Source organism: uncultured Oscillibacter sp. (genome assembly GCF_947654275.1).
GTDB lineage: Bacteria > Bacillota > Clostridia > Oscillospirales > Oscillospiraceae > Oscillibacter.
The window spans coordinates 17,517-37,759 of sequence record NZ_CANTJS010000020.1 but is presented as its reverse complement, the minus strand read 5'-3'; the positions used below and the strand labels follow the sequence as shown (position 1 = coordinate 37,759).

Annotated in this window: 18 protein-coding genes; 11 read left to right on the top strand and 7 right to left on the bottom strand. The window is 62.8% G+C overall.

What is annotated here, in order from left to right:
• On the top strand, window positions 1-930 hold the full coding sequence (locus tag Q0063_RS07240; RefSeq protein ID WP_297871305.1) for a DNA-processing protein DprA: 930 nt from the start codon (window positions 1-3) through the stop codon (window positions 928-930).
• Window positions 931-1,392: 462 nt separating this feature from the next.
• Here Q0063_RS07240 and Q0063_RS07235 read toward each other — a convergent pair whose 3' ends face one another.
• Window positions 1,393-1,629, bottom strand: coding sequence for a helix-turn-helix domain-containing protein (locus Q0063_RS07235; RefSeq protein ID WP_297871304.1), 237 nt, complete (start codon window positions 1,627-1,629; stop codon window positions 1,393-1,395).
• A 91-nt stretch (window positions 1,630-1,720) separates the two neighbouring features.
• On the opposite strand from Q0063_RS07235, the gene Q0063_RS07230 reads away from it, so the two are divergent.
• On the top strand, window positions 1,721-1,897 hold the full coding sequence (locus Q0063_RS07230; protein WP_297871303.1) for a hypothetical protein: 177 nt from the start codon (window positions 1,721-1,723) through the stop codon (window positions 1,895-1,897).
• A gap of 61 nt (window positions 1,898-1,958) precedes the next feature.
• Here Q0063_RS07230 and Q0063_RS07225 read toward each other — a convergent pair whose 3' ends face one another.
• From Q0063_RS07225 to Q0063_RS07205, 5 genes are all read right to left on the bottom strand, one after another.
• Window positions 1,959-3,008 (bottom strand): glycosyltransferase family 4 protein, encoded by a 1,050-nt coding sequence (locus Q0063_RS07225; RefSeq protein WP_297871302.1) that lies wholly within the window; start codon window positions 3,006-3,008, stop codon window positions 1,959-1,961.
• 786 nt (window positions 3,009-3,794) lie between these two features.
• Window positions 3,795-4,382 carry a TVP38/TMEM64 family protein gene (locus tag Q0063_RS07220; protein WP_297871301.1) on the bottom strand — a complete coding sequence of 196 codons (588 nt, stop codon included), beginning with the start codon at window positions 4,380-4,382 and terminating at the stop codon, window positions 3,795-3,797.
• Window positions 4,379-5,551 carry a glycosyltransferase family 4 protein gene (locus Q0063_RS07215; RefSeq protein ID WP_297871300.1) on the bottom strand — a complete coding sequence of 391 codons (1,173 nt, stop codon included), beginning with the start codon at window positions 5,549-5,551 and terminating at the stop codon, window positions 4,379-4,381. The genes Q0063_RS07220 and Q0063_RS07215 overlap by 4 nt, the downstream gene beginning before the upstream one ends.
• A gap of 521 nt (window positions 5,552-6,072) precedes the next feature.
• Entirely contained in the window at window positions 6,073-8,073 is a 2,001-nt protein-coding gene (locus tag Q0063_RS07210; protein WP_297871299.1) for an FtsX-like permease family protein, read from the bottom strand.
• On the bottom strand, window positions 8,066-8,833 hold the full coding sequence (locus Q0063_RS07205) for an ABC transporter ATP-binding protein (RefSeq protein ID WP_297871298.1): 768 nt from the start codon (window positions 8,831-8,833) through the stop codon (window positions 8,066-8,068). The genes Q0063_RS07210 and Q0063_RS07205 overlap by 8 nt, the downstream gene beginning before the upstream one ends.
• A 487-nt stretch (window positions 8,834-9,320) precedes the next feature.
• Here Q0063_RS07205 and Q0063_RS07200 point away from each other — a divergent pair, with 487 nt between their 5' ends.
• The 8 genes from Q0063_RS07200 (at window position 9,321) to argF (ending at window position 18,464) form a co-directional block, all read left to right on the top strand.
• Window positions 9,321-10,544: an argininosuccinate synthase gene (locus Q0063_RS07200; protein ID WP_297871297.1), complete on the top strand. Its 1,224-nt coding sequence runs from the start codon at window positions 9,321-9,323 to the stop codon at window positions 10,542-10,544.
• A 123-nt stretch (window positions 10,545-10,667) separates the two neighbouring features.
• Window positions 10,668-12,053, top strand: a complete 1,386-nt coding sequence (gene argH, locus Q0063_RS07195; protein ID WP_297871296.1) for an argininosuccinate lyase — start codon at window positions 10,668-10,670, stop codon at window positions 12,051-12,053.
• A gap of 6 nt (window positions 12,054-12,059) precedes the next feature.
• A complete protein-coding gene (locus Q0063_RS07190; RefSeq protein WP_297871295.1) occupies window positions 12,060-12,863 on the top strand; it encodes a hypothetical protein in 804 nt (267 codons plus the stop codon).
• A gap of 15 nt (window positions 12,864-12,878) precedes the next feature.
• Window positions 12,879-13,853: an N-acetyl-gamma-glutamyl-phosphate reductase gene (gene argC / locus Q0063_RS07185; RefSeq protein ID WP_297871294.1), complete on the top strand. Its 975-nt coding sequence runs from the start codon at window positions 12,879-12,881 to the stop codon at window positions 13,851-13,853.
• Between the two features lie 102 nt (window positions 13,854-13,955).
• Window positions 13,956-15,182 carry a bifunctional glutamate N-acetyltransferase/amino-acid acetyltransferase ArgJ gene (gene argJ / locus Q0063_RS07180; protein ID WP_297871293.1) on the top strand — a complete coding sequence of 409 codons (1,227 nt, stop codon included), beginning with the start codon at window positions 13,956-13,958 and terminating at the stop codon, window positions 15,180-15,182.
• 103 nt (window positions 15,183-15,285) lie between these two features.
• A complete protein-coding gene (gene argB, locus Q0063_RS07175; RefSeq protein WP_297871324.1) occupies window positions 15,286-16,152 on the top strand; it encodes an acetylglutamate kinase in 867 nt (288 codons plus the stop codon).
• Complete coding sequence (locus Q0063_RS07170; RefSeq protein WP_297871292.1) at window positions 16,149-17,327, top strand: aspartate aminotransferase family protein; 1,179 nt, start codon at window positions 16,149-16,151, stop codon at window positions 17,325-17,327. Before argB ends, Q0063_RS07170 begins: the two co-directional genes overlap by 4 nt.
• A 159-nt stretch (window positions 17,328-17,486) precedes the next feature.
• Window positions 17,487-18,464, top strand: a complete 978-nt coding sequence (argF, locus tag Q0063_RS07165) for an ornithine carbamoyltransferase (protein ID WP_297871291.1) — start codon at window positions 17,487-17,489, stop codon at window positions 18,462-18,464.
• A 74-nt stretch (window positions 18,465-18,538) separates the two neighbouring features.
• Here argF and arcC read toward each other — a convergent pair whose 3' ends face one another.
• Window positions 18,539-19,492 (bottom strand): carbamate kinase, encoded by a 954-nt coding sequence (arcC, locus tag Q0063_RS07160; RefSeq protein WP_297871290.1) that lies wholly within the window; start codon window positions 19,490-19,492, stop codon window positions 18,539-18,541.
• 292 nt (window positions 19,493-19,784) lie between these two features.
• On the opposite strand from arcC, the gene Q0063_RS07155 reads away from it, so the two are divergent.
• Complete coding sequence (locus Q0063_RS07155; RefSeq protein ID WP_297871289.1) at window positions 19,785-20,240, top strand: terminase small subunit; 456 nt, start codon at window positions 19,785-19,787, stop codon at window positions 20,238-20,240.
• The last annotated feature ends 3 nt before the right edge of the window (window positions 20,241-20,243 follow it).

Below are 20,243 nucleotides of genomic sequence, written 5' to 3'. Positions count from 1 at the left end.
ATGAGCCTGAACTTCTCCAACGCCGCCCTGTACGCCTATCTGGTCAAAGAGGTTCTGCACATGACCAATGCCCAGTGCTGGAAGCGCTTCCCGACGCCAGGGGACCTGGAGCGGGAGGCCCGGGCCCACGGCGAGACGCTGGAGGCGCTGACGGACCTGTTCACTGCCGGCACGCCTCTCCCCGGGGCGGACGGCATGATCTGCCCCTTTGACGAAGCGTTTCCCGTCCTCAACCCTGCCGCCCCCATGGGGGAACGGCCCTTCCTGCTGTTTTACCGGGGGAACGTCTCTCTGCTGGGGGACCTGAACCGGAACGTGGCGGTCATCGGGGCCGTCGACCCGGACGAGGCTGTGCGGGAACGGGAGCGGGCCATTGTCGGCCGCCTGACGGAGGAGGGTCTGACCATTGTCAGCGGCCTGGCGAAGGGCTGCGACGCCGCCGCCCATCAGATGTGTCTGGAGAAAAACGGGAAGACCATTGCCATTCTGCCCAGCCAGCTGGGGAAGATTTACCCCGCCCAGAACCGGCCCCTGGCGGAGCAGATTGCGGAGGCGGACGGGCTGCTGCTGACAGAGTATGCCAAGGAAGCCGCCGGCAGAAACGAGTCCGTCAAGCGCTTCACGGACCGGGACCGGCTTCAGGCCCTGTTTACCAAGGCGGTGATTCTCATTGCCAGCCACCGCCGGGGCGAGGGGGACAGCGGTTCCCGGTATGCCATGGAGTCGGCAAAAAAGTACCGAACCGGCCGCTATGTGATGTACAACAAGGAACAGGACTTCGACAAGCCCCTCTTTGGTCTCAACCAGGACCTCCTGCGGGATGAGCCCGGGGTCAGGGTCCTGTTCCCCAGCAAAATCCGGGAGCTGGCGGAGGAACAAGACCCGGCGCTGCTCCCCGGCGGGGAGCAGATCAGGCTGGAGCTGAGCTGAGAACCTGCATTCACAGCCCTTGAACGCTGTCCCAGGGGGCTTTTTCCCGCCATACCGCGCCGGTTTCTCTTGGAATCCGTCAGGATTGCCGCGGGCGCGAAAAATCTTCTTGTCCGACGGGAAAAATCCTCGCCCATCCGGCATCCCCGGGCTTTGAATACAGGTTCTGAATCCGTCCCGGGGGACAGAGGGATGAAGGGCGGCTTTGGTCCGTACCGGCCCGGACGAAGCGCCTCCGGCTGCCGCGTGTGAACGGACGCATTGGCGCGGACCCCGAAGGACGCCCATCGAAGTTCATCGAAACCCGGCGGCGGATGCAAAACCAAAAAACCCATCCCACAGCCCAAGAGCCTGAAGCGCCCGCCCCGGGGCCTTCAGGCTGTTTTTCGCCGGAACCGCCGGGGGCTGTTGGCTCTTCGGCGCGGCATGCCGGAACAGGGGAAAATCCGCAGGCGGGTTCTCTTACCGGCCGGCCCGCCTGCGGGGGTAGGGCCTGGGGTCGTCGGTGAGCTCCAGGAGATAGTCCACGCTGGTGTGGTGGAGCTGGGCCAGCTTTTTCAGGACGTCCGTAGGAATGTCGATATCTCCCCGCTCATAGTTGCTGTAAACCCGCTGGCTGCACAGCAGTATTTTTGCGATCTGCACCTGCGTCAGATCCTTGTCTTCTCGAAATGCCCGAATGCGGGAATAGGGTTTCATGCACTCACCTCATGGAAAAGCTTACGGCAGCGAAAAATTCGCTATTGCATTCTAGCGAAAATTTCGCTAGAATATCCATGAGGTGATCGTCATGACCTATCGGGAGCTCTATTTTCATTTGTTCGGCGTGATAGAGGACGCGGTGGACGCCTTCGAGGCGGGACAGGGCATCCGGGGGATGCAGGTGCTCCTGGAGGCCCTTCGGGACGGCGAAGAAGCCCACATGAACCAGGATATCCTGCCCGACGGGCCGGTTCCCGAGACATAAAAATACAGAGCGGATTGTCTGAGTTGGACAATCCGCTCTGTATTTCATCTGGACCCCTGGTTCAGGCCTTGGCCTGCTTCTGGGGCAGGGCCGCCGGCAGAGGCGGCAGGATGCGTTCCCGGCGGTAAATCTCACGGAGCTCCCGGCCCACCTGCTCCAGACTCCGGGACTCCGCCACGGCCAGCCCGCCGGCGGTGAGGTCCGGCAGGGTTCCCGCCAGCAGACCGGATACGGTCTGTAGAAATTCGTCTTGATTTGACGCTTTGTAGATATTCTCGCCATGGGTCAGCCAGCCGTCATAAACCGGGATGTCCCGGAGGACGGCGGGAATGCCGCAGGCCAGGGCCTCCAGCACCACGATGCCCTCGGTCTCCTCATGGCTGAGGAAGGCGAAGACGTCCGCGCCCTGATAGGCCTCCCGCAGGGCTTCGCGGTCCACGAAGCCGGGGAAGAGGACGTTGGACGGGGCGCTGTCCATGGCCCGGGTGATCTCCGGCGGGATCAGCTTGGGGCTGGTCCAGCCGAACCAGAGGAAGCGGACGTCGGGAAGGCTGCGGGCCAGGTCCAGGAATTCCGGCAGGCCCTTCCGGGCGATGGTGTGGCCCACGGAGACCACCGTCCGTTCCTCCGGGCCCAGACCCCAGCGGGTCCGGAAGCGCTCGCGGGCACGGCCCGAGGGGTCGGGGCGGAAGAAGCCGGTGTCCACGCCGTTGGAAAGGCTGTAGACCGGCTTGGTGAGGCCGTAGCCCTCCAGGAGGCGGCGGGAGTAGTCCGTGGGGGTCAGCACCACGTCCCCCAGCCCGTAGCAGAAGGTGATCCAGCGGCGGAACAGCGGCGCCAGGGCGTCGGAGCCCCGGAAGGAGGAACGGAAGTCCTCCATGGTAGAATGGCCGTACCAGACCACCTTCCGGCCCCGGAGCTTGGCTCCCAGGGCCGCCAGCACGGAGTCCGGCAGGATGGTGTTGACGTGGACGGCGGCAGCGTCCCTGGTCCAGTGGTCCGTGGTGGGGATGCCGGAGCGCCGCAGGCATTCCCGCTGCTGGCGGATGGCCTGTCCCACGCCGCTTTTGCCGACGAGCTTTTCCCCGCCGCTGTAAATGTAAATGCTCATACAGCCTCCACGCCCCAGCGGTTTCACGCTGCGGCTGCCGCTTTGGTTCCAGGTGTGCGGCCCGCCTGTTTTTGTCGATACGGCCTGATTTTGGGCGCACGAATCCAAGCGCCGGGGGAGGAATCCCCCGGGCCCCCTCTTTTTGGTGCCGCGTTTCGGACTGGCGCTTGCGGGAGCTGGTCCCACGCGGCTGGAATCTGGGGACTTCCGGAAAGCCCCCCTTTTTTGCTCCGCGTTTCGGACTGGTGGTTGCGGGAGCCAGCCCCACGCGGCTAAGGTCTTGGAGCTTCCGGGAAGTTCCCTCTTCTTTGTGCCGCGCCGGGGGAAGAATCCCCTTTTTTGTGCCGCGTTTGGGATTGGCATTTGCGGAAGCCGGACCCACGCGGTTGGAATTTGGGAGCTTCCGGAAAACACCTCTTTTTTTGTGCCGCTTCGGATTGGCGCTTGCGGGGGTTGGTTCCACGCGGCTGGCACCTGGGAGTTTCCGGAAGGTTTCCCTTTTCCGTGCCGCGCCGGGGGAAGAATCCCCCGGGCCCCCTCTTTTTAGTGCCGCGTTTTGGACTGGTGGTTGCGGGAGCAAGCCCCACGCGGCTGGGACACGGGAAGTTACCTGGGATATCCCCGTCTTTTCGTTCTGCGTTCAGTTTTTCACAAAAACCGTCAAATCATAACGGAAAAATCTTCAAAGAGATGAAGGAGAATACGCCATCTGGAGACTTTTGTAGGGGCCGGGCTCTGTCCCGGCCCGTTTTCTCAACACCTGGCACTGCCGAAGACAGGTCCCCGTCAATGGACAATCATCTGCCAGACGGCAGTGAGGCCCAGGCTGTACAGGGCGATGGCAAAGGGCTTGCCCAGGAGGATGATGGCGGTATAGCTCCGCCAGCTCATATCGGTGGTGCCCGCCAGATAGCACAGGAAGTCGTCCGGCGCCACCGGCAGGAAGATGGCCAGGGCGAAGAGCCGGGCGAAGCGGTTGCGCTCCTCGGTCCAGTGGCGGTATTTGGCAATGAGCTCCTCGGAGAACAGCAGGCTCAGCAGGGGCTTCCCGCAGCTCCGGGCCACGGCGAAGGCCATGAGGGACCCCACGCAGATGCCCGCGTAGTTATAGGCGAAGCCCCAGACAGGCCCGAAGAGGATCACCCCCACCAGACAGCCCAGGCCACCCGGCAGGATGGGCACCACCACCTGCACCGCCTGGAACACGGTAAACAGCAGCGCCCCGGCGGGCCCCCATTGGGTCACCAGCGCCTGAAGCTTTTCCTGGGAGGTCAGGACACCCGTCTGCCAGCCCCAGACCGCCACTGCCACACAGATGATGAATCCGGCCAGAGAGACGGCCTGCAAAGCTTTCTTCTCAATCGGTTGATTCATGCCGGAATCCTCCTTGCCGCGCAACGCTCAATCCGGTCCAGATAGATGGCCTCGGCACGCTCCCCGAAAAGCCGGGCAGAAAACTCCTCCGCCGACTGCCGGGCCTGGCGGCTCAGCCGGTCCCGGTGGTGGGGCGCAGCCAGGAAGGCGTCCAGCTTCTTCCGAAAATCCGCCTCGTCCCGGTACTGCCAGCCGTTTTCCCCCTCCCGGACCACGCCGGCAAGACAGGGGTCCGCCCGGCACAGCACCGGCACCCCGGCGGCCAGGGCCTCGGCATAGGTCAGACCCTGGGTTTCGCTGGTAGAGGCGCTGACAAACAGGTCCCCCAGCCGGTACCAGTCCGCCACCTGGTCCGCCGGCACCATGCCGGCAAAAATTGCGTCGGGCGCCGTCAGGCCCAGACCGGCGGCGGTCTCCTCCAGTTCCCGGCGGTGGGGGCCGTCTCCCACCAGCAGCAGCGTGTATCTGCCGGGGCCCAGGTTGGCCCGGAAGCGGAGGAGCTCCTCAATATTTTTCTCCTCCGCCAGACGGCCCACGCATACCAGCACCGTCCTGTCCTGGGGAATGTCCAGGCTGGACCGGAGCACCGCCGACCGCAGAGGGTCCGCCTCGCTCTGGAAAGGCCGCAGGTCGATGCCCGAGGGCACCACGAAGACGGGCTTCTCCACGCCGTAGCTCTGAAGGAGCATCCGCACCTTGCCGGTGGGGGCGATCAGACAGTCGGTGTGGGAGGCCGCCCAGCGGGTAAAGACGGCGGCGGCCTTTTTGCCGAAATGCACGCTGGGGGAAAAATAATGGGTGTAGTCCTCATAGACTGTGTGATACGTATGGACCAGGGGAATACCCAGCTCCTGGGCGATGCGCCGGGCCAGGAAGAAGGTGGAGAATTCGCACTGGGAGTGGACCACGTCGGGCCCCCAGGCCACCAGCTCCCGGACCCATTTCCCCGCCAGGGCCGTCCGCAGGCGTGCGCCGGGATAAATCAGGCCCGCCGCCACGGAACCGAGATACGTCACGCCGTCCTGCTCCCAGCTGCGGCGGGTCTGGGAGAGGGTCAGCACCCGGACCTCGTGGCCCCGGCGCTCCAGCTCCTTCTTTAAGTTCTTGACAGAGGTCACCACGCCGTTGACGGCGGGGCTGTACCAGTCGGATGTCATCAGGATTTTCATAGCTACCTCATTTCTGCTCGTCCCTGCGTGTCTGTGTATCATACGGGACAGCCTGCCGGATTTCTTCAAAAATACAAGGGGATTTTTCAAAAGCCCGAATATTGTATTACCGTATTAGGTATTATAATACAGTTAATACGGCCTGTCAACCCCCCATTGATAAGACGGTTCAAAAAGGCAGAGTGTTTCATTTTGTGAGAAAAATCATTGAAATCCTCCGGAATATCCAGGAATCCATGGGAAACATGTCGCGGACAGGGCGATGGGATGAAAGCCGTTCTGAAATCTGACAGTTTTGTAAGATTCCCGGACCGCAGGCTTCAAAATTGCCGCCGGCGGTCCGCCGGGGGTTTTGCCGGGATTTACGCCTGAGCCCTGCAGGAACGCCTGCAGGGGCGGGCCTCTGTGCCCGCCTGTTCTTCCAATGATAACGGGTTTTCGGGAGACGGGACTTCCCTTTTGGGGACCTTGAAAACCCGCCCAGCCTGCCGGAGAGATTTTCCGGCAGGCTGGGCATGGCTTCAGCGGCGGTCCGTACTCCCTACGATGCGGCTGTAGGTCCGGGCCGTCAGCAGGAAGACCAGGGCGTAGATCAGGCAGAACGCCGCCAGGGTCCCCGCCGTGCAGAGGGCGAAGAGCTTCACGTCGAAGAGGTTGAACAGCTCCAGCATTTTCGAGAGCATGGGGAAGGCCATCAGGATATGGAGCCCCGCCGCCCCCAGGGGCAGGAAGAACACCAGAAGAATCTGGGCGTGGATGGAGCCCTGGATTTCCTGCTCCGTCATGCCCACCTGCCGGAGAATCTGGAAGCGCTTCTGATCCTCGTAGCCCTCGGAAATCTGCTTGTAGTAGATGATAAGCACCGTGGCCAGCAGGAAGAGGAGCCCCAGGAAGACCCCCAGGAACAGGAACCCGCCGTACATGGCGTAGAACTCCTGGGCATTGTCCTGCTTGCTGGTGAAGCTCACGCCATCGTCCCGCTTGCTCAGCTCGAACACAAGCCGCTCCGTCTGGTCCATCTTTTCCTCAAAGCCGTTTCCGGCCAAATTCATCTGAATCCGGAACTGCCGGGCGCTGCGGGAGGTATCCAGGTCCATGATGCGCTCCGCCGCCGCCTGGTCCGCCGCCACCAGAAACAGGCGGGCCTCGTCGCTGCCCAGCAGGATGGTGCTGCCATAGCGAACGGTCTCCGTCACCGTCTCCCGGACGTGTAAGGACAGGCCCGGTTCGCCAAAGCGGGCGGAGACAGTGAAGTCTGCCGGAAAGTCTCCCAGATGCTGGGGGCAGGCCAGCACCTCGTCCGGGGCCAGGATGACGCTTTTGCCGGTGAGGCGGGCGTAGTCCTCCGCCGTCACCACCTCCACCATGATCCGGACGCAGTCCTGGTCCAGATTCAGGGCGATCTCGTTGCCCCGAACGCCGCAGTAGCACCAGTAGCGGGTGTAGTACCGGGAGTCCGTAAAGCCCCCGGAGCCCTCAACGGCGGCATGAATCTGCCTCATGTTCTCCATGGGGTCACCGGGCTGGTTCTCCAGGTCCTGAATGAACTCAATATCATAGGGGAACATCTCATTCAGGCTGTTTTCCAGGCCGATGTTCATGGCAATGGTGGTGGACACCGTCACCAGCACCATGGTGGAGAGGATGCAGATGCTGGCCAGACCCACGGCGTTCTGCTTCATCCGGTAGAGCAGGCCGGAGACGGCGGTGAAGTGCCGGGTCTGGTAATAGAACTTCGGATTGGCCCGGAGGCGCTTCAAAAGGGCGACGGAGCCGGCTGTGAAGAGGCAGTAGGTGCCGATGATGACCAGGAACACCGCGATGAAAAACAGCAGCATGGCGTCGATGGGGTTTTTCGTGGCCACGGCAAGAAAATAGCCGCCCCCCAGGGTCAGCACGCCGAGAAGCACCAGCAGCCAGCGGGTCCGGGGCTCCCGCTCTCCGGCGGAGGCGCTGCGGAGCAGCTCCATGGGCCGGGACCGGCCCAGACGGAACAGGTTCTGCCCCAAGGTCAGCAGAAACAGAACGCCGAAGAGCTTCGCCGTCTCCAGAATGCCCGGAAGGGAGATTTCCATGCCAAACTGGACGGGGACCCGAACCAGCTTCAGCAGCACCAGCAGAGTGAGCTTGCTGAATAAAATGCCCAGAAGGATGCCGCCCAGAATGGAGGAGGCGGCGCAGAACAGGGTTTCCCACAGGCACATCCGGGCGATGTGCCGCTTTTCAAGGCCCAGGACATTGTACAGGCCCAGCTCCCGCTGGCGGCGCTTCATGACGAAGCTGTTGGCGTAGAGCAGGATCACCGCCGACAGGCCCGCCGCCACCAGACAGCCCACGTTGGCGAAGCTCTTGAGGTACATGGCCCCCCGGACGGTGTCCAGACCCTCGTTGTGCTCCAGGAATTTCAGGATGTAGTACATCCCTGCCGTCACCATGCAGGAGAGGATATAAGGCCCGTAGAACCGCCCGTTCCGAACCAGGTTCACCAGAGCCAGCCGGGGAAAGAAACCGGATTTACGCACGGGGCTCACCGCCTTGCGTCAGCACCGTCAGGGTGTCGGAAATTTTGGCGAACTGCGCCTCGGGGGACTGGCCCGCCCGGTAGAGCTGGTGGTAGACCTGCCCGTCCCGGAGGAAGAGGACCCGCCCGGCGTGGCTGGCGGCCTTGACCGAGTGCGTGACCATGACGATGGTCTGGCCCCCGGCGTTGATCTCCCCGAAGAGCTCCAGCAGGTTGTCCGAGGCCCGGGAGTCCAGGGCCCCGGTGGGCTCGTCGGCCAGAATGATCTGGGGCCGGGTGATGAGGGCCCGGGCCACCGCCGCCCGCTGCTTCTGGCCGCCGGAAACCTCATAGGGATATTTGGACAGGATCTGCTCAATGCCCAGCTGCCGGGCGATGGGCTGAAGGGTCTTTTTCATCTCCCGGTAGTCCGTCCCCGCCAGCACCAGGGGCAGAAAGATATTGTCCTGAAGGGAAAAGGTATCCAGCAGATTGAAGTCCTGGAACACGAAGCCCAGATGGGACCGGCGGAAGGCCGCCAGGTCCCGCTCCCGGATGTCGGAGAGGGCTTTGCCGTTGAGGAAGACCTCGCCGGCGGTGGGCCGGTCCAGGGCCGCCAGGATATTTAATAAGGTGGTCTTGCCGGAGCCGGATTCGCCCATGATGGCCACATATTCCCCGGGCTCCACGGAGAAATTCACGTCCGCCAGGGCCGTGACCTGGGCGCCGCCGAAGCGGGTGGTGTAGATTTTTTGCAGATGCTGTACTTGCAGTAAAGACATGATGATGTTCCTCCTGTTGGATTCTGGTACCATTGTAGCAGACCCCGGGGCGGGAATCCATGGATTCAGCTTACAGTTTGGGGCAGTATCTTACATTTCTGTAAGATTGGCCGGTTTTCGTCGGGCGAGGCACCGCCATGCCGCCGTCCATAGGGGACGGGCCGGGGGAAGCGGGAGGGGAAAAGAGGATGCGCCGTGCCGCCGTCCATCGTGAGTGGAGCGGTGCGGTCATGGGCCAATGTTCTCACAGCCATACTCTACGGCTGTGAGAAGAAGGGGGAGGGAGGTAGGAGGAGCGCCCTGCCGCCGCCCATCGTGAGTGGAGCGGCATCGGTCATGGGCCAATGTTCTCACAGCCATACTTTACGGCTGTGAGAACATTGGAAACCAAAAAATTGTGCAGTTTGACGGTTGCATAAATATTCATATTGGGTGTATAATCCATCCATCATCTGACAGAGAGAAATCATTCGGAGGCGTGATTGATATGAAAGAGAAGAAAGAGATCCGGAAAATCGTTCTGGCCTATTCCGGAGGACTGGATACATCCATCATTATTCCCTGGCTGAAGGAGAACTATGGCAACCCGGAGATCATCGCCGTGGCCGGCGACGTGGGACAGAACGACGAGCTGGAGGGCCTGGAGGAAAAGGCCATCAAAACCGGCGCGTCCAAACTGTACATTGCCGACCTCACCGATAAGATGGTGGATGAGGTCATCATCCCCTCCATGAAAATGGGCGCCAGCTATGAGCAGTATCTGCTGGGCACCGCCTTTGCCCGGCCCATCATCGCCAGGAGCCTGGTGGAGATTGCCAGGAAGGAGGGGGCCGACGCCATTGCCCACGGCTGCACCGGCAAGGGCAACGACCAGGTCCGCTTTGAGCTGGCCATCAAGCGCTTTGCCCCGGACATGACCATCATCGCCCCCTGGCGGGAGTGGGAAATCAAGGGCCGGGACGAGGAGATCGACTATGCCGAGGCCCACAATGTGCCCCTGAAAATCTCCCGGGAAACCAACTACTCCAAGGACAAGAACCTCTGGCACCTGAGCCACGAGGGCCTGGACCTGGAGGACCCCGCCAACGAACCCCAGTATGAGAAGCCCGGCTTCCTGGAGATGGGCGTCAGCCCCGTCACCGCTCCCGACAAGCCCGCCTATGTGACCATTGATTTTGAAAAGGGCGTGCCTGTGGCTGTGGACGGAGAGAAGATGAAGGCCAGCGACATCATCCGGAAGCTGAACAAGCTGGGCGGAGAGAACGGCATCGGCCTGCTGGACATCGTGGAAAACCGGCTGGTGGGCATGAAGGACCGGGGCGTGTACGAGACCCCCGGCGGCACCATCCTCTACAAGGCCCATGAGTGTCTGGAAATGATTACCATTGACAAGGATACCGCCCACATGAAGAGCAAGCTGGCGGTTGACTTCGCGGACCTGGTGTATAACGGCAAATGGTTCACCCCCCTGCGGGAGGCCCTCAGCGCCTTTGCCGACAAGACCCAGGAGCACGTCACCGGCTCCGTGAAGCTGAAGCTGTACAAGGGGAACATCATCACGGCCTCCCTCACCTCTCCCGAAAGCCTGTATTCCGAGGAGCTGGTGACCTTCAACGAGAGCGCCTATGACCAGACCAACGCCACGGGCTTCATCAACCTGTGGGGCCTGCCGGATACGGTGCTGGCGCTGCGGGAGCAGGGAAAACTTTAAACTGAATGAGGAATTAGGAGTTAGGAATTAGGAATGCTTCCACTTGCGGACACGGAAAATTCCTAATTCCTCATTTCTAATTCCAAATTGCTTGCGCAATTCACTTGCATGGGGGGTAGCATCATGAAGCTTTGGGGCGGGCGATTCGGGAAGGACACCGACGCCCTTGTGAACGAGTTCAACGCATCCATCCAGTTCGACCAGCGGCTGTATTCCGAGGACATCCGGGGCTCTATGGCCCACGCGGAGATGCTGATGCAGTGCGGCGTGATTTCCCGGGAGGACGCCAAGGCCATCATCCAGGGCCTTCAGGGCATTCTGGCGGACGTTGAGGCGGGGAAGGTGGAATTCACGCCGGACAACGAGGACATCCACATGAATGTGGAAGCCCTGCTGACAAGCCGCATCGGAGACGCCGGGAAACGGCTCCACACCGCCCGCTCCCGGAACGACCAGGTGGCCCTGGACTTCCGGATGTACGTCCGGAATGAGATCGGCACGGTGGTGGGCCGGCTTCTGGAGCTGGAGACGGTTCTGTGCCGCCGGGCCCGGGAGCATCAGAATACCGTCATGCCGGGCTATACCCACCTCCAGCGGGCCCAGCCCATTTCCTTTGCCCAGCACCTGCTGGCCTACGCCGCCATGTTCCGCCGGGACGTGACCCGTCTGGAGGACTGCCGGGCCCGGCTCAACGAGTGCCCCCTGGGCTGCGGGGCCCTGGCGGGGACCACCTACCCCATTGACCGCTGGCGGACGGCCAGGGCCATGGCCTTTGACCGGCCCGTGGGCAACTCCCTGGACGGCGTATCCGACCGGGACTATGCCCTGGAGCTGCTGGCGGACCTGTCCATTCTCATGACCCACCTGAGCCGCTTTGCCGAGGAGGTCATTCTCTGGTGCAGCTGGGAATTCAAATTCATCGAGCTGGACGACGCCTATTCCACAGGCAGCAGCATCATGCCCCAGAAGAAGAACCCGGATGTGGCCGAGCTGGTCCGGGGCAAGACCGGACGGGTGTACGGCAGCCTCATGGGTCTGCTGACGGTGATGAAGGGCCTGCCTCTGGCCTATAACAAGGACATGCAGGAGGACAAGGAGCCGGTTTTTGACGCCCTGGACACCGTGGAGCTGTGCCTGCCGGTGTTCACGGCCATGCTGGACACCATGACGGTTCTGCGGTCAAACATGCGGAAGGCGGCGGGCCGGGGCTTCATCAACGCTACGGACTGCGCCGACTACCTGACGAAAAAGGGAATGCCCTTCCGGGACGCCTACACGGCGGTGGGGAAGCTGGTGGCCGCCTGCACGGAACAGGGACAGACATTGGAGGAGCTGACTTTGGAGGAGCTGCGGGCCGTTTCGGACCTCTTCGAGGCGGACGTGTACGAGTCGCTGAAGCTGGAGAACTGCATGGCCCTGCGGAGCAGCTACGGCGGGCCCGCGGTCAGTGAGACCACAAGGCAGATCGAGGAGATCGAGGCCTTTGTGGCGGCCAGGGAACACGATTAAGGCCGGATGAGAGCGAGCATATTGGCGCTGGTGCTGTGCCTGCTTCTGCTGGCGGGCTGCGGGAAGCAGGGGGCGCAGTTCAGCACGGCGGTGGTGACCACCGGCGGCGGAACGGAAGAGCATGCTCCGGCGGAGGACGCCGGTTCAGAGTCTGAGGGCTCGGAGCCGGCAGAGAGGCCGGAGGGCGGAAAAGAACCGGAGGGCGAAAAAGAACCAGAGGGCGCTCCGGAGGCGGGGCCGGCGGAACAGCCGGGACCTGGGGCGGAGCGTGAAGAGCCCGAAAAGCTCGAAAAGCCCGAAAGTCCCGAAAATTCTGAAAATCCCTTTGAGATCATGCCCCGGGACTTTCTGTTTTCCAGCGGGGCGGGGGCCTGGGGTACGGAACTGACCATTGAGACGGACGGCAGCTTTTCCGGGCTGTTCGTGGACTCCGACATGGGGGTCTCCGGCGAGGGCTACCCCGACGGGACCCGGTATGTCTGCGCCTTCAGCGGAAAGTTCAGCCAGCCGGAGCCGGTGGACGAAACCACCTGGTCCATGGAAATTGAGTCCATGGAGCTGGAGCACCCCGGCGACGGGACGGAGGAGTACGCCGACGGCGTGCGCTATGTCTATTCCGAGCCCTACGGCCTGGAGGACGCGGAGGAGCTTTTGGTTTATTCGCCCCGGACCCCGGCGGAGAGCCTGCCGGAGGACTTTTTGATCTGGCTGCGGATGCCCTGGGGCTGGGAGCCGGAGGAAGACAGGACCCTGGGCTGCTGGGGCATTTACAACGTGAGCCAGGGCTATGGCTTCACCGCGTTTGAGTAAAAAGGAGCTGAGCATATGGGAAAGCCCATCGTCTACATCGACGGAAAAGAGGGCACCACCGGCCTCCAGATCTACGACCGTCTGGCGGCCCGGGAGGACATTGAACTGCTGCTGATTGACGAGGACAAACGGAAGGACCCCCAGGAGCGGGGAAAGCTGATGAATCAGGCAGACCTGATGTTTCTGTGCCTGCCGGACGCCGCCGCCGTGGAGGCCGTGGGGCTGGTGACGAACCGGTCCACCCGGATCATCGACTGCTCCACCGCCCACAGGACAAACCCGGACTGGGCCTATGGGTTCCCGGAGCTGTCGGCGGAGCACCGGGGGAACATCGTGACGTCCAAGCGGGTGGCCAATCCCGGCTGCCACGCCACGGGCTTCATCAGCATCGTCTATCCCCTGGTAAAGCTGGGAATTCTCCCGGCAGACGCGGCGCTGAGCTGCTGTTCCCTCACCGGGTACTCCGGCGGCGGAAAGAGCATGATTGCCCAGTATGAGCAAGAGAACCGCCCTCCGGCGTTTTCCAGTCCCGCGCTCTATGGGCTGATGCAGAACCACAAGCACCTGCCGGAGATGGAGAAGGTCTGCGGGCTGGAGACGCCGCCGGTATTTCTTCCCGTTGTGGACGACTATTACAAGGGCATGGCGGGCACGGTGCCCTTCCATATGAGCCAGCTGCGGGGCGTGTCCACGCTTCACGAGGTTTGGGAGGCCCTTCACCGCTACTATCTGGAAACCGCTGGGCCGGAGGGCATCGTCCGGGTGGAGATGGACCCCACGGACCCCGAAAGCGGCGTGGACGCCGGCTTTAAGATTTACGCCAACATATTGCGGAACAAGGACTGTCTCTCTCTCGTTGTCACAGGGAACGACCGGCGGTTTACCGTCACGGCCCTGTTTGACAACCTGGGCAAGGGCGCCAGCGGCGCGGCGGTGCAGAATATGAATTTGATGCTGGGCTTTGAGGAAACTGCCGGACTCAGTCTCTGAGTCAGTGAGGAATGAGAAATGAGGAATTAGGAATTGTTCCGTCATTTCGGTCATTCCTGATTCCTAACTCCTAATTCCTAATTCAAACAGCGAGGTGGAACTATGCTGAACTTTATCGACGGCGGCGTGTGCGCCGCTCAGGGCTTCCGGGCAGCCGGCATCCATGTGGGTGTGAAGACTCACGCGGCCTGGAAAAAGGACGTGGCTCTGATTGTCTCCGACGCGGACTGCGCCGCGGCGGCGGTATTCACCAAAAATGTGGTCAAGGCCGCCCCCATCCGGGTGGACCTCCAGCATCTGGCGGACGGGAGGGCCCGGGCCGTCATCGCCAACAGCGGCAACGCCAATGCCTGCGCCCCCCAGGGGGAGGAGAACGCCCGGCGGATGTGCGCCGCGGCGGCAAAGGCCATCGGCTGTGAGGCCGGGGATGTGCTGGTCAGCTCCACCGGCGTCATCGGCCAGCGAATCAACGTGGAGGCCATCGAGGCCGGCGTGCCGGAGCTGTACGCCGCCCTGGAGCGGTCCGCAGAGGCCAGCGACGCAGCGGCCCACGCCATCATGACCACGGACCTGGAGAAAAAGGAGGCGGCGGTGGAGACCGACGTGGGCGGCAGGACCGTCCGCCTGGGAGGCATCGCCAAGGGCAGCGGCATGATTCACCCCAACATGGGCACCATGCTCTGCTTCATCACCACCGACTGCGCCATTTCCCCCGCCATGATTAAAGCCGCCCTGCTGGAGACCGTGCGGGTCAGCTTCAACCGCATCAGCGTGGACGGGGACACCTCCACCAATGACACCTGCTGTGTTCTGGCCAACGGCCTGGCGGGCAACGCCGTGATTGAGGAGAAGGGCCCGGATTACGAGGCCTTCGCAGCGGCGCTGAAAGCCCTGTGCGTGGAGCTGGCCCGGAAAATGGCCTCCGACGGCGAGGGGGCCCGGCACCTGATTACCTGCACGGTGAACGGAGCCAAAAGCGAGGAGAGCGCCGAGACCATCGCCAAGTCCGTCATCTCCTCCACCCTCACCAAGGCCGCCGTCTTCGGCGCCGACGCCAACTGGGGAAGGGTGCTCTGCGCCATGGGCTACTCCGGGGAGGACTTCGACCCCGACCGGGTGACGGTGCGCTTCGCCAGCGGGGCGGGAGAAATCCAGGTCTGTGAGAAGGGCCGGGGGCTGGACTTCGACGAGGCGCTTGCCAAAAAAATTCTCACAGAGCACGACGTGGAAATCCTCATTGATATGGAGGAGGGTCAGGGGCGCTGCACCTGCTGGGGCTGCGACATCACCTATGACTATATCAAGATCAATGGAGATTACAGGACGTGACAGAATCAATTAGGAATGAGGAATTAGGAATGAGGAATTGTTCCGGTTCCGATATCATTCCTCATTCCTAATTCCTAATTTCAAAAGAAGTGGGGTGGAAGCATTGTCTTCCCATGAACAGCAGGCTCAGACTCTGGTAGAGGCCCTGCCTTATATTCAGAAATTCACCGGGAAAACCATCGTGGTCAAGTACGGCGGCAACGCCATGGTCTCCGACACCCTCCGCCGCTCCGTCATGAGCGACATCGTCCTTTTGAATCTGGTGGGCATCCGGGTGGTGGTGGTCCACGGCGGCGGGCCGGAGATTTCCGCCATGCTGAAAATGATCGGCCACGAGTCCCGTTTTGTGGACGGGCTGCGCTATACCGACGCCACCACCATGGACATTGTGCAGTCCGTTCTCTGCGGCAAGGTGAACAAGGACCTGGTGGCCCAGCTGAACCGGCTGGGGGGCCGGGCCATTGGCCTGTGCGGCATGGACGGGCAGCTGTTCCAGGCGGTGCGGCTGGACGAGAAATACGGTCTGGTGGGCAGAATCACCGGCGTGGACCCCACGCCGGTGGAGGACGCCATGCAGAGCGGGCGCATCCCCATTGTGGCCACGGTGGCCCAGGGCATGGACGCCGACACCGCCTATAACATCAACGCCGACACCGCCGCGGCCCGGCTGGCCGAGGCCCTGAAGGCGGAAAAGCTGATTCTGCTCACCGACGTCCGGGGTCTGCTCCGGGACCCGGGAGACGAGGAGACCCTGATTCACGTGGTCCGGACACAGGAGGTGCCGGAGCTGGTGGAACAGGGGATTATCACCGGGGGCATGATTCCGAAAATGGAGTGCTGCGTGGACGCCATTGCCGGCGGCGTGGAGCGGGTCCACATCCTGGACGGCCGGATTCCCCACTCCATTCTGATTGAGCTGCTGTCCGACCGGGGCATCGGCACCATGCTGAAAAGGGAGGATATGACATGACTTCTGAGACCATCAAGGACCTGACCCAGAGCTATATCATGGGCACCTATGGCCGCTTCCCCGTGGCCGTGGACCGCGGCGAGGGGGCCCGGCTCTACGACCCGGAGGGGCGGGAATACATCGACTTCACCAGCGGCATCGGCGTGACGGCTCTGGGCTATGGAAACCAGCCCTGGGCGGAGGCCGTGGCGGAGCAGGCAAAGAAGCTCGTCCATGTGTCCAACCTCTTTTACACCGAGACCCCGGCCAGACTGGCGGAGATACTCTGCAAGCGCACCGGGGAGAGCTGCGTCTTCTTCGCCAACGGCGGCGGCGAGGCCAACGAGGGCATGATTAAGCTGGCCCGGAAATACAGCTTTGACAAATACGGCCAGGGCCGGAGCACCATCATCACCCTGAAAAACTCCTTCCATGGCCGGACCATTACCACCCTGAAGGCCACCGGACAGGACGTGTTCCATAACTTTTTCTTCCCCTTCACCGAGGGCTTCCGCTACGCCGCGGCCAACGACCTGGAGGACCTGAAGGCCCAGGCGGGGGACGACGTGTGCGCCGTCATGCTGGAGCTGGTCCAGGGCGAGGGCGGCGTGCTGCCCCTGGATCAGGACTATGTCAGGGCGGTGGAGGCCCTCTGCGCCGAACAGGACTGGCTGCTGCTGGCCGACGAGGTTCAGACCGGCGTGGGCCGCACCGGCGCCCTCTTTGCCTTCCAGCACTACGGTATTCTGCCGGACGTCGTATCCTTTGCCAAGGGCATCGCCGGGGGGCTGCCCATGAGCGGCATCCTGGCCAATGAGAAATGCCGGAACGTGCTGGGCCCCGGCACCCATGCCACCACCTTCGGCGGAAACCCTGTCTGCGCCGCCGCGGGTCTGGCGGTGCAGGAGGTCCTCAGCGACGAATTTTTGAAAGAGGTTCAGGAGAAGGGCGATTACCTCCGGAAGGGCATCGAGGCCCTGGACCTGCCCTGCTTCGGAAAGACCCGGGGCCTGGGCTTGATGATCGGCATTGAGGTGAAAGAGGGCTGGACCAACAGGGACATCGCCAATCAGCTCATTGAAAACGGGCTGCTGATTCTCACCGCCGGGCCGGGAATGCGGCTGCTGCCGCCGCTGGTCATCACGAAAGAGGAGATGGACAAGGGCTTGAGCATCATGGCGGAGACCCTGCGCTGAATGACTGAGGTAGAGAGTGGAGAGTAGAGAGTGGAGAGTAGAGCGTGGAGAGTAGAGCGTGGAGACTGGCGACTCGCCTTGGGACAAATTCTCGGAAACAGATAATCTTCACTCTCAACTCTTAACTCTTCACTCTTTATAAGAGAGGAGCTTTGGCATATGGAGAGACACTTTTTAAAGCTGCTGGACTTTACACCGGCGGAGATTCAGCAATTTCTGGACACGGCGGCGGATTTGAAGGCCAAGAAGAAGGCCGGGGTCCCCCACAGGTATCTGGAGGGCAAAAATGTGGCCCTGATTTTCGAGAAGACCTCTACCCGGACCCGCTGCGCCTTTGAGGTGGCGGCCCAGGACCTGGGCATGGGCTCTACTTACCTGGGCCCCACCGGGTCCCAGATCGGCGTGAAGGAGTCCATCCCCGACACCGCCCGGGTGCTGGGGAGAATGTACGACGGCATTGAGTACCGGGGATTCGGGCAGGAGCTGGTGGAGGAGCTGGCGAACTACGCCGGGGTCCCCGTGTTCAACGGGCTGACCAACGAGTTCCACCCCACCCAGATTCTGGCGGACTTCCTGACCATTCAGGAGCACTTCGGGAAGCTCAGGGGCGTCAAGCTGGTCTACCTGGGAGACGCCCGGTATAACATGGGCAACTCCCTGATGGTAGGCTGCGCCAAAATGGGAATGCACTTCGTGGCCTGCGCGCCGAAGGCCTATTGGCCGGAGGAGAACCTGATCGCGGTCTGCCGGGAGATTGCCGGGGAGACCGGGGCGGTGCTGGAGTTCAGCGAGGACCCCGTGGAGGCCGTGAAGGCCGCCGATGTGCTGTATACCGACGTGTGGGTGTCCATGGGGGAGCCCGTGGAGGTCTGGGAGGAGCGGATCGCCGCCCTGGGCCCCTATCAGGTCACCCAGGCCCTGATGGACGCCGCCGGGCCGCAGTGCCGGTTCATGCACTGCCTGCCGGCCTATCACGACCACAGAACCCAGGTGGGCAGGGAAATGGGAGAGCGCTTCGGACGGGAGGCCATGGAGGTCACCGACGAGGTGTTTGAGTCGGAGCGGTCCATCGTCTTCGACGAGGCGGAGAACCGGATGCACACCATCAAGGCCGTGATGTATGAGCTGATGAAGTGAATGCTGTCATGAAAAAGGACGTACCTGTTCAGGTACGTCCTTTTTTGCGTTTTTTTGGGGGCGGGGAGGGCCTGTCAGGCGAAGGTGACGGTGGTGCCGGTCTTGCCGTCCAGGGCGTCCAGACACCTGTCCAGGCTGGTGATAATGGCCCGGCGGCCGGGGTGGTTCCGGGCGAAGCGCATGGCCGCCTCCACCTTGGGGAGCATGCTGCCTGCGCCGAACTGGCCCTCTTCCACATAGCGGGCGGCGTCGGCCAGGCTCATATGGTCCAGGTCATGCTGGTCCGGCTGGCCGAAGCGGATGGCCACCTTCTCCACCTCGGTGAGAATCAGAAGGGCGTCGGCGTCCACCTCCTCCGCCAGGAGACCGGCGGCAAAGTCCTTGTCGATGACGGCGGCCACACCCTCCAGAGTGCCGTCGGGATTCTCCGCCACCGGGACGCCGCCGCCTCCGCAGGTGACGACAATGGCGTGGTCCCAGAGCAGGCGGATGGAGCCAATCTCCACAATTTTCCGCGGCAGGGGGGAGGGCACCACCCGCCGCCAGCCTCGCCCGGCGTCCTCACGCATGGCATAGCCCTTTTCCTGCTCCAGACGGCGGGCCTCCTCCTCCGTGTAAAAGGGACCGATGGGCTTGGTGGGATTCTGAAAGGCGGGGTCCCGGCGGTCCACCACCACCTGCGTGGTCAGGGAGACCACAGGGACGCTGCGGCCCCGAACGCTGAGGGCATAGCGCAGGGCCTGCTGAATGTGATAGCCGATATATCCCTGGCTCATGGCTCCGCAGACGTCAAAGGGCATGGGGGGCACCACGTCCCGGGCGGTCTCGCTGGCAAGGAGAATGCGGCCCACCTGGGGGCCGTTGCCATGGACCACAGCCAGCTCATAGCCCCGGCGGCTGATTTCCGCAATCTGCTCCGCCGTGCGGCGGACCACCTCCAGCTGCGCTTCGGCGGTGGGGGCGCTGTCCCTGGACTGGAGGGCGTTCCCGCCCAGGGCGACGACAATTTTTTCCTTTTTTTCGGGCATAAAAGGGCGCTTCCTTTCCGTACGGTGTTCCCTGTCCAAAATCGCGGACAGCGGGCCTGGGCGGCTGTCCGGAACTTTGGCATCCGCTGTAGTCTGCGCGGAGGGCACGGAATTTATGCGCCGGGCGGGTCTATGCCCGGGAGCGCCTGGAAATCACGGCCAGGGTGTGGGGGAAGTCATAGGGGGCCGGGACAGGCCTCTCCGGGGGCGGAAAAAATTTTTTTGCGGGAGGATGCACGGGGACATGCAACAACGGGGCCGGGGCGGGCACGGGTATAAGGAGGGTGAGAGCATGAAGGGAAGAGACGGGGCCTTTTGCAGGGCCTATCTCCGGACCATGGACCCGGAGCGGGCGGCGGCGGAGAGCGGCCAGACCGACGGCTACGGCGCTCTGGAACGGGAGAACGTACGGGACCGGCTGGAGCGGATGCGGGAGACCGCCGCGGGACAGCTCCGGCGGGAGGACGTGGTGCGCCGGCTGGCACAGCTGGCCTTTGGACGGGCCAACGACGCCGCGCTGCTGGCGCTGCATCCCCGGGAGGCCGACCCGGCGGCATTGGACCTCTCCGCCGTGACGGAGCTGCGGGTGACGGACAAGGGGGGCGTGGAAGTGAAGCTGGCGGACCGGGTGCGGGCCCTTGAAAGCCTGTACAACCTGCTGGACGCCGGCGGGGAGGAGGCCCAGGCGCTTTACAGCGCCCTGGAGAGCGCCGGGAGAGAGCTGGGAGAGGAGTGGGACAACGGGTAAGGG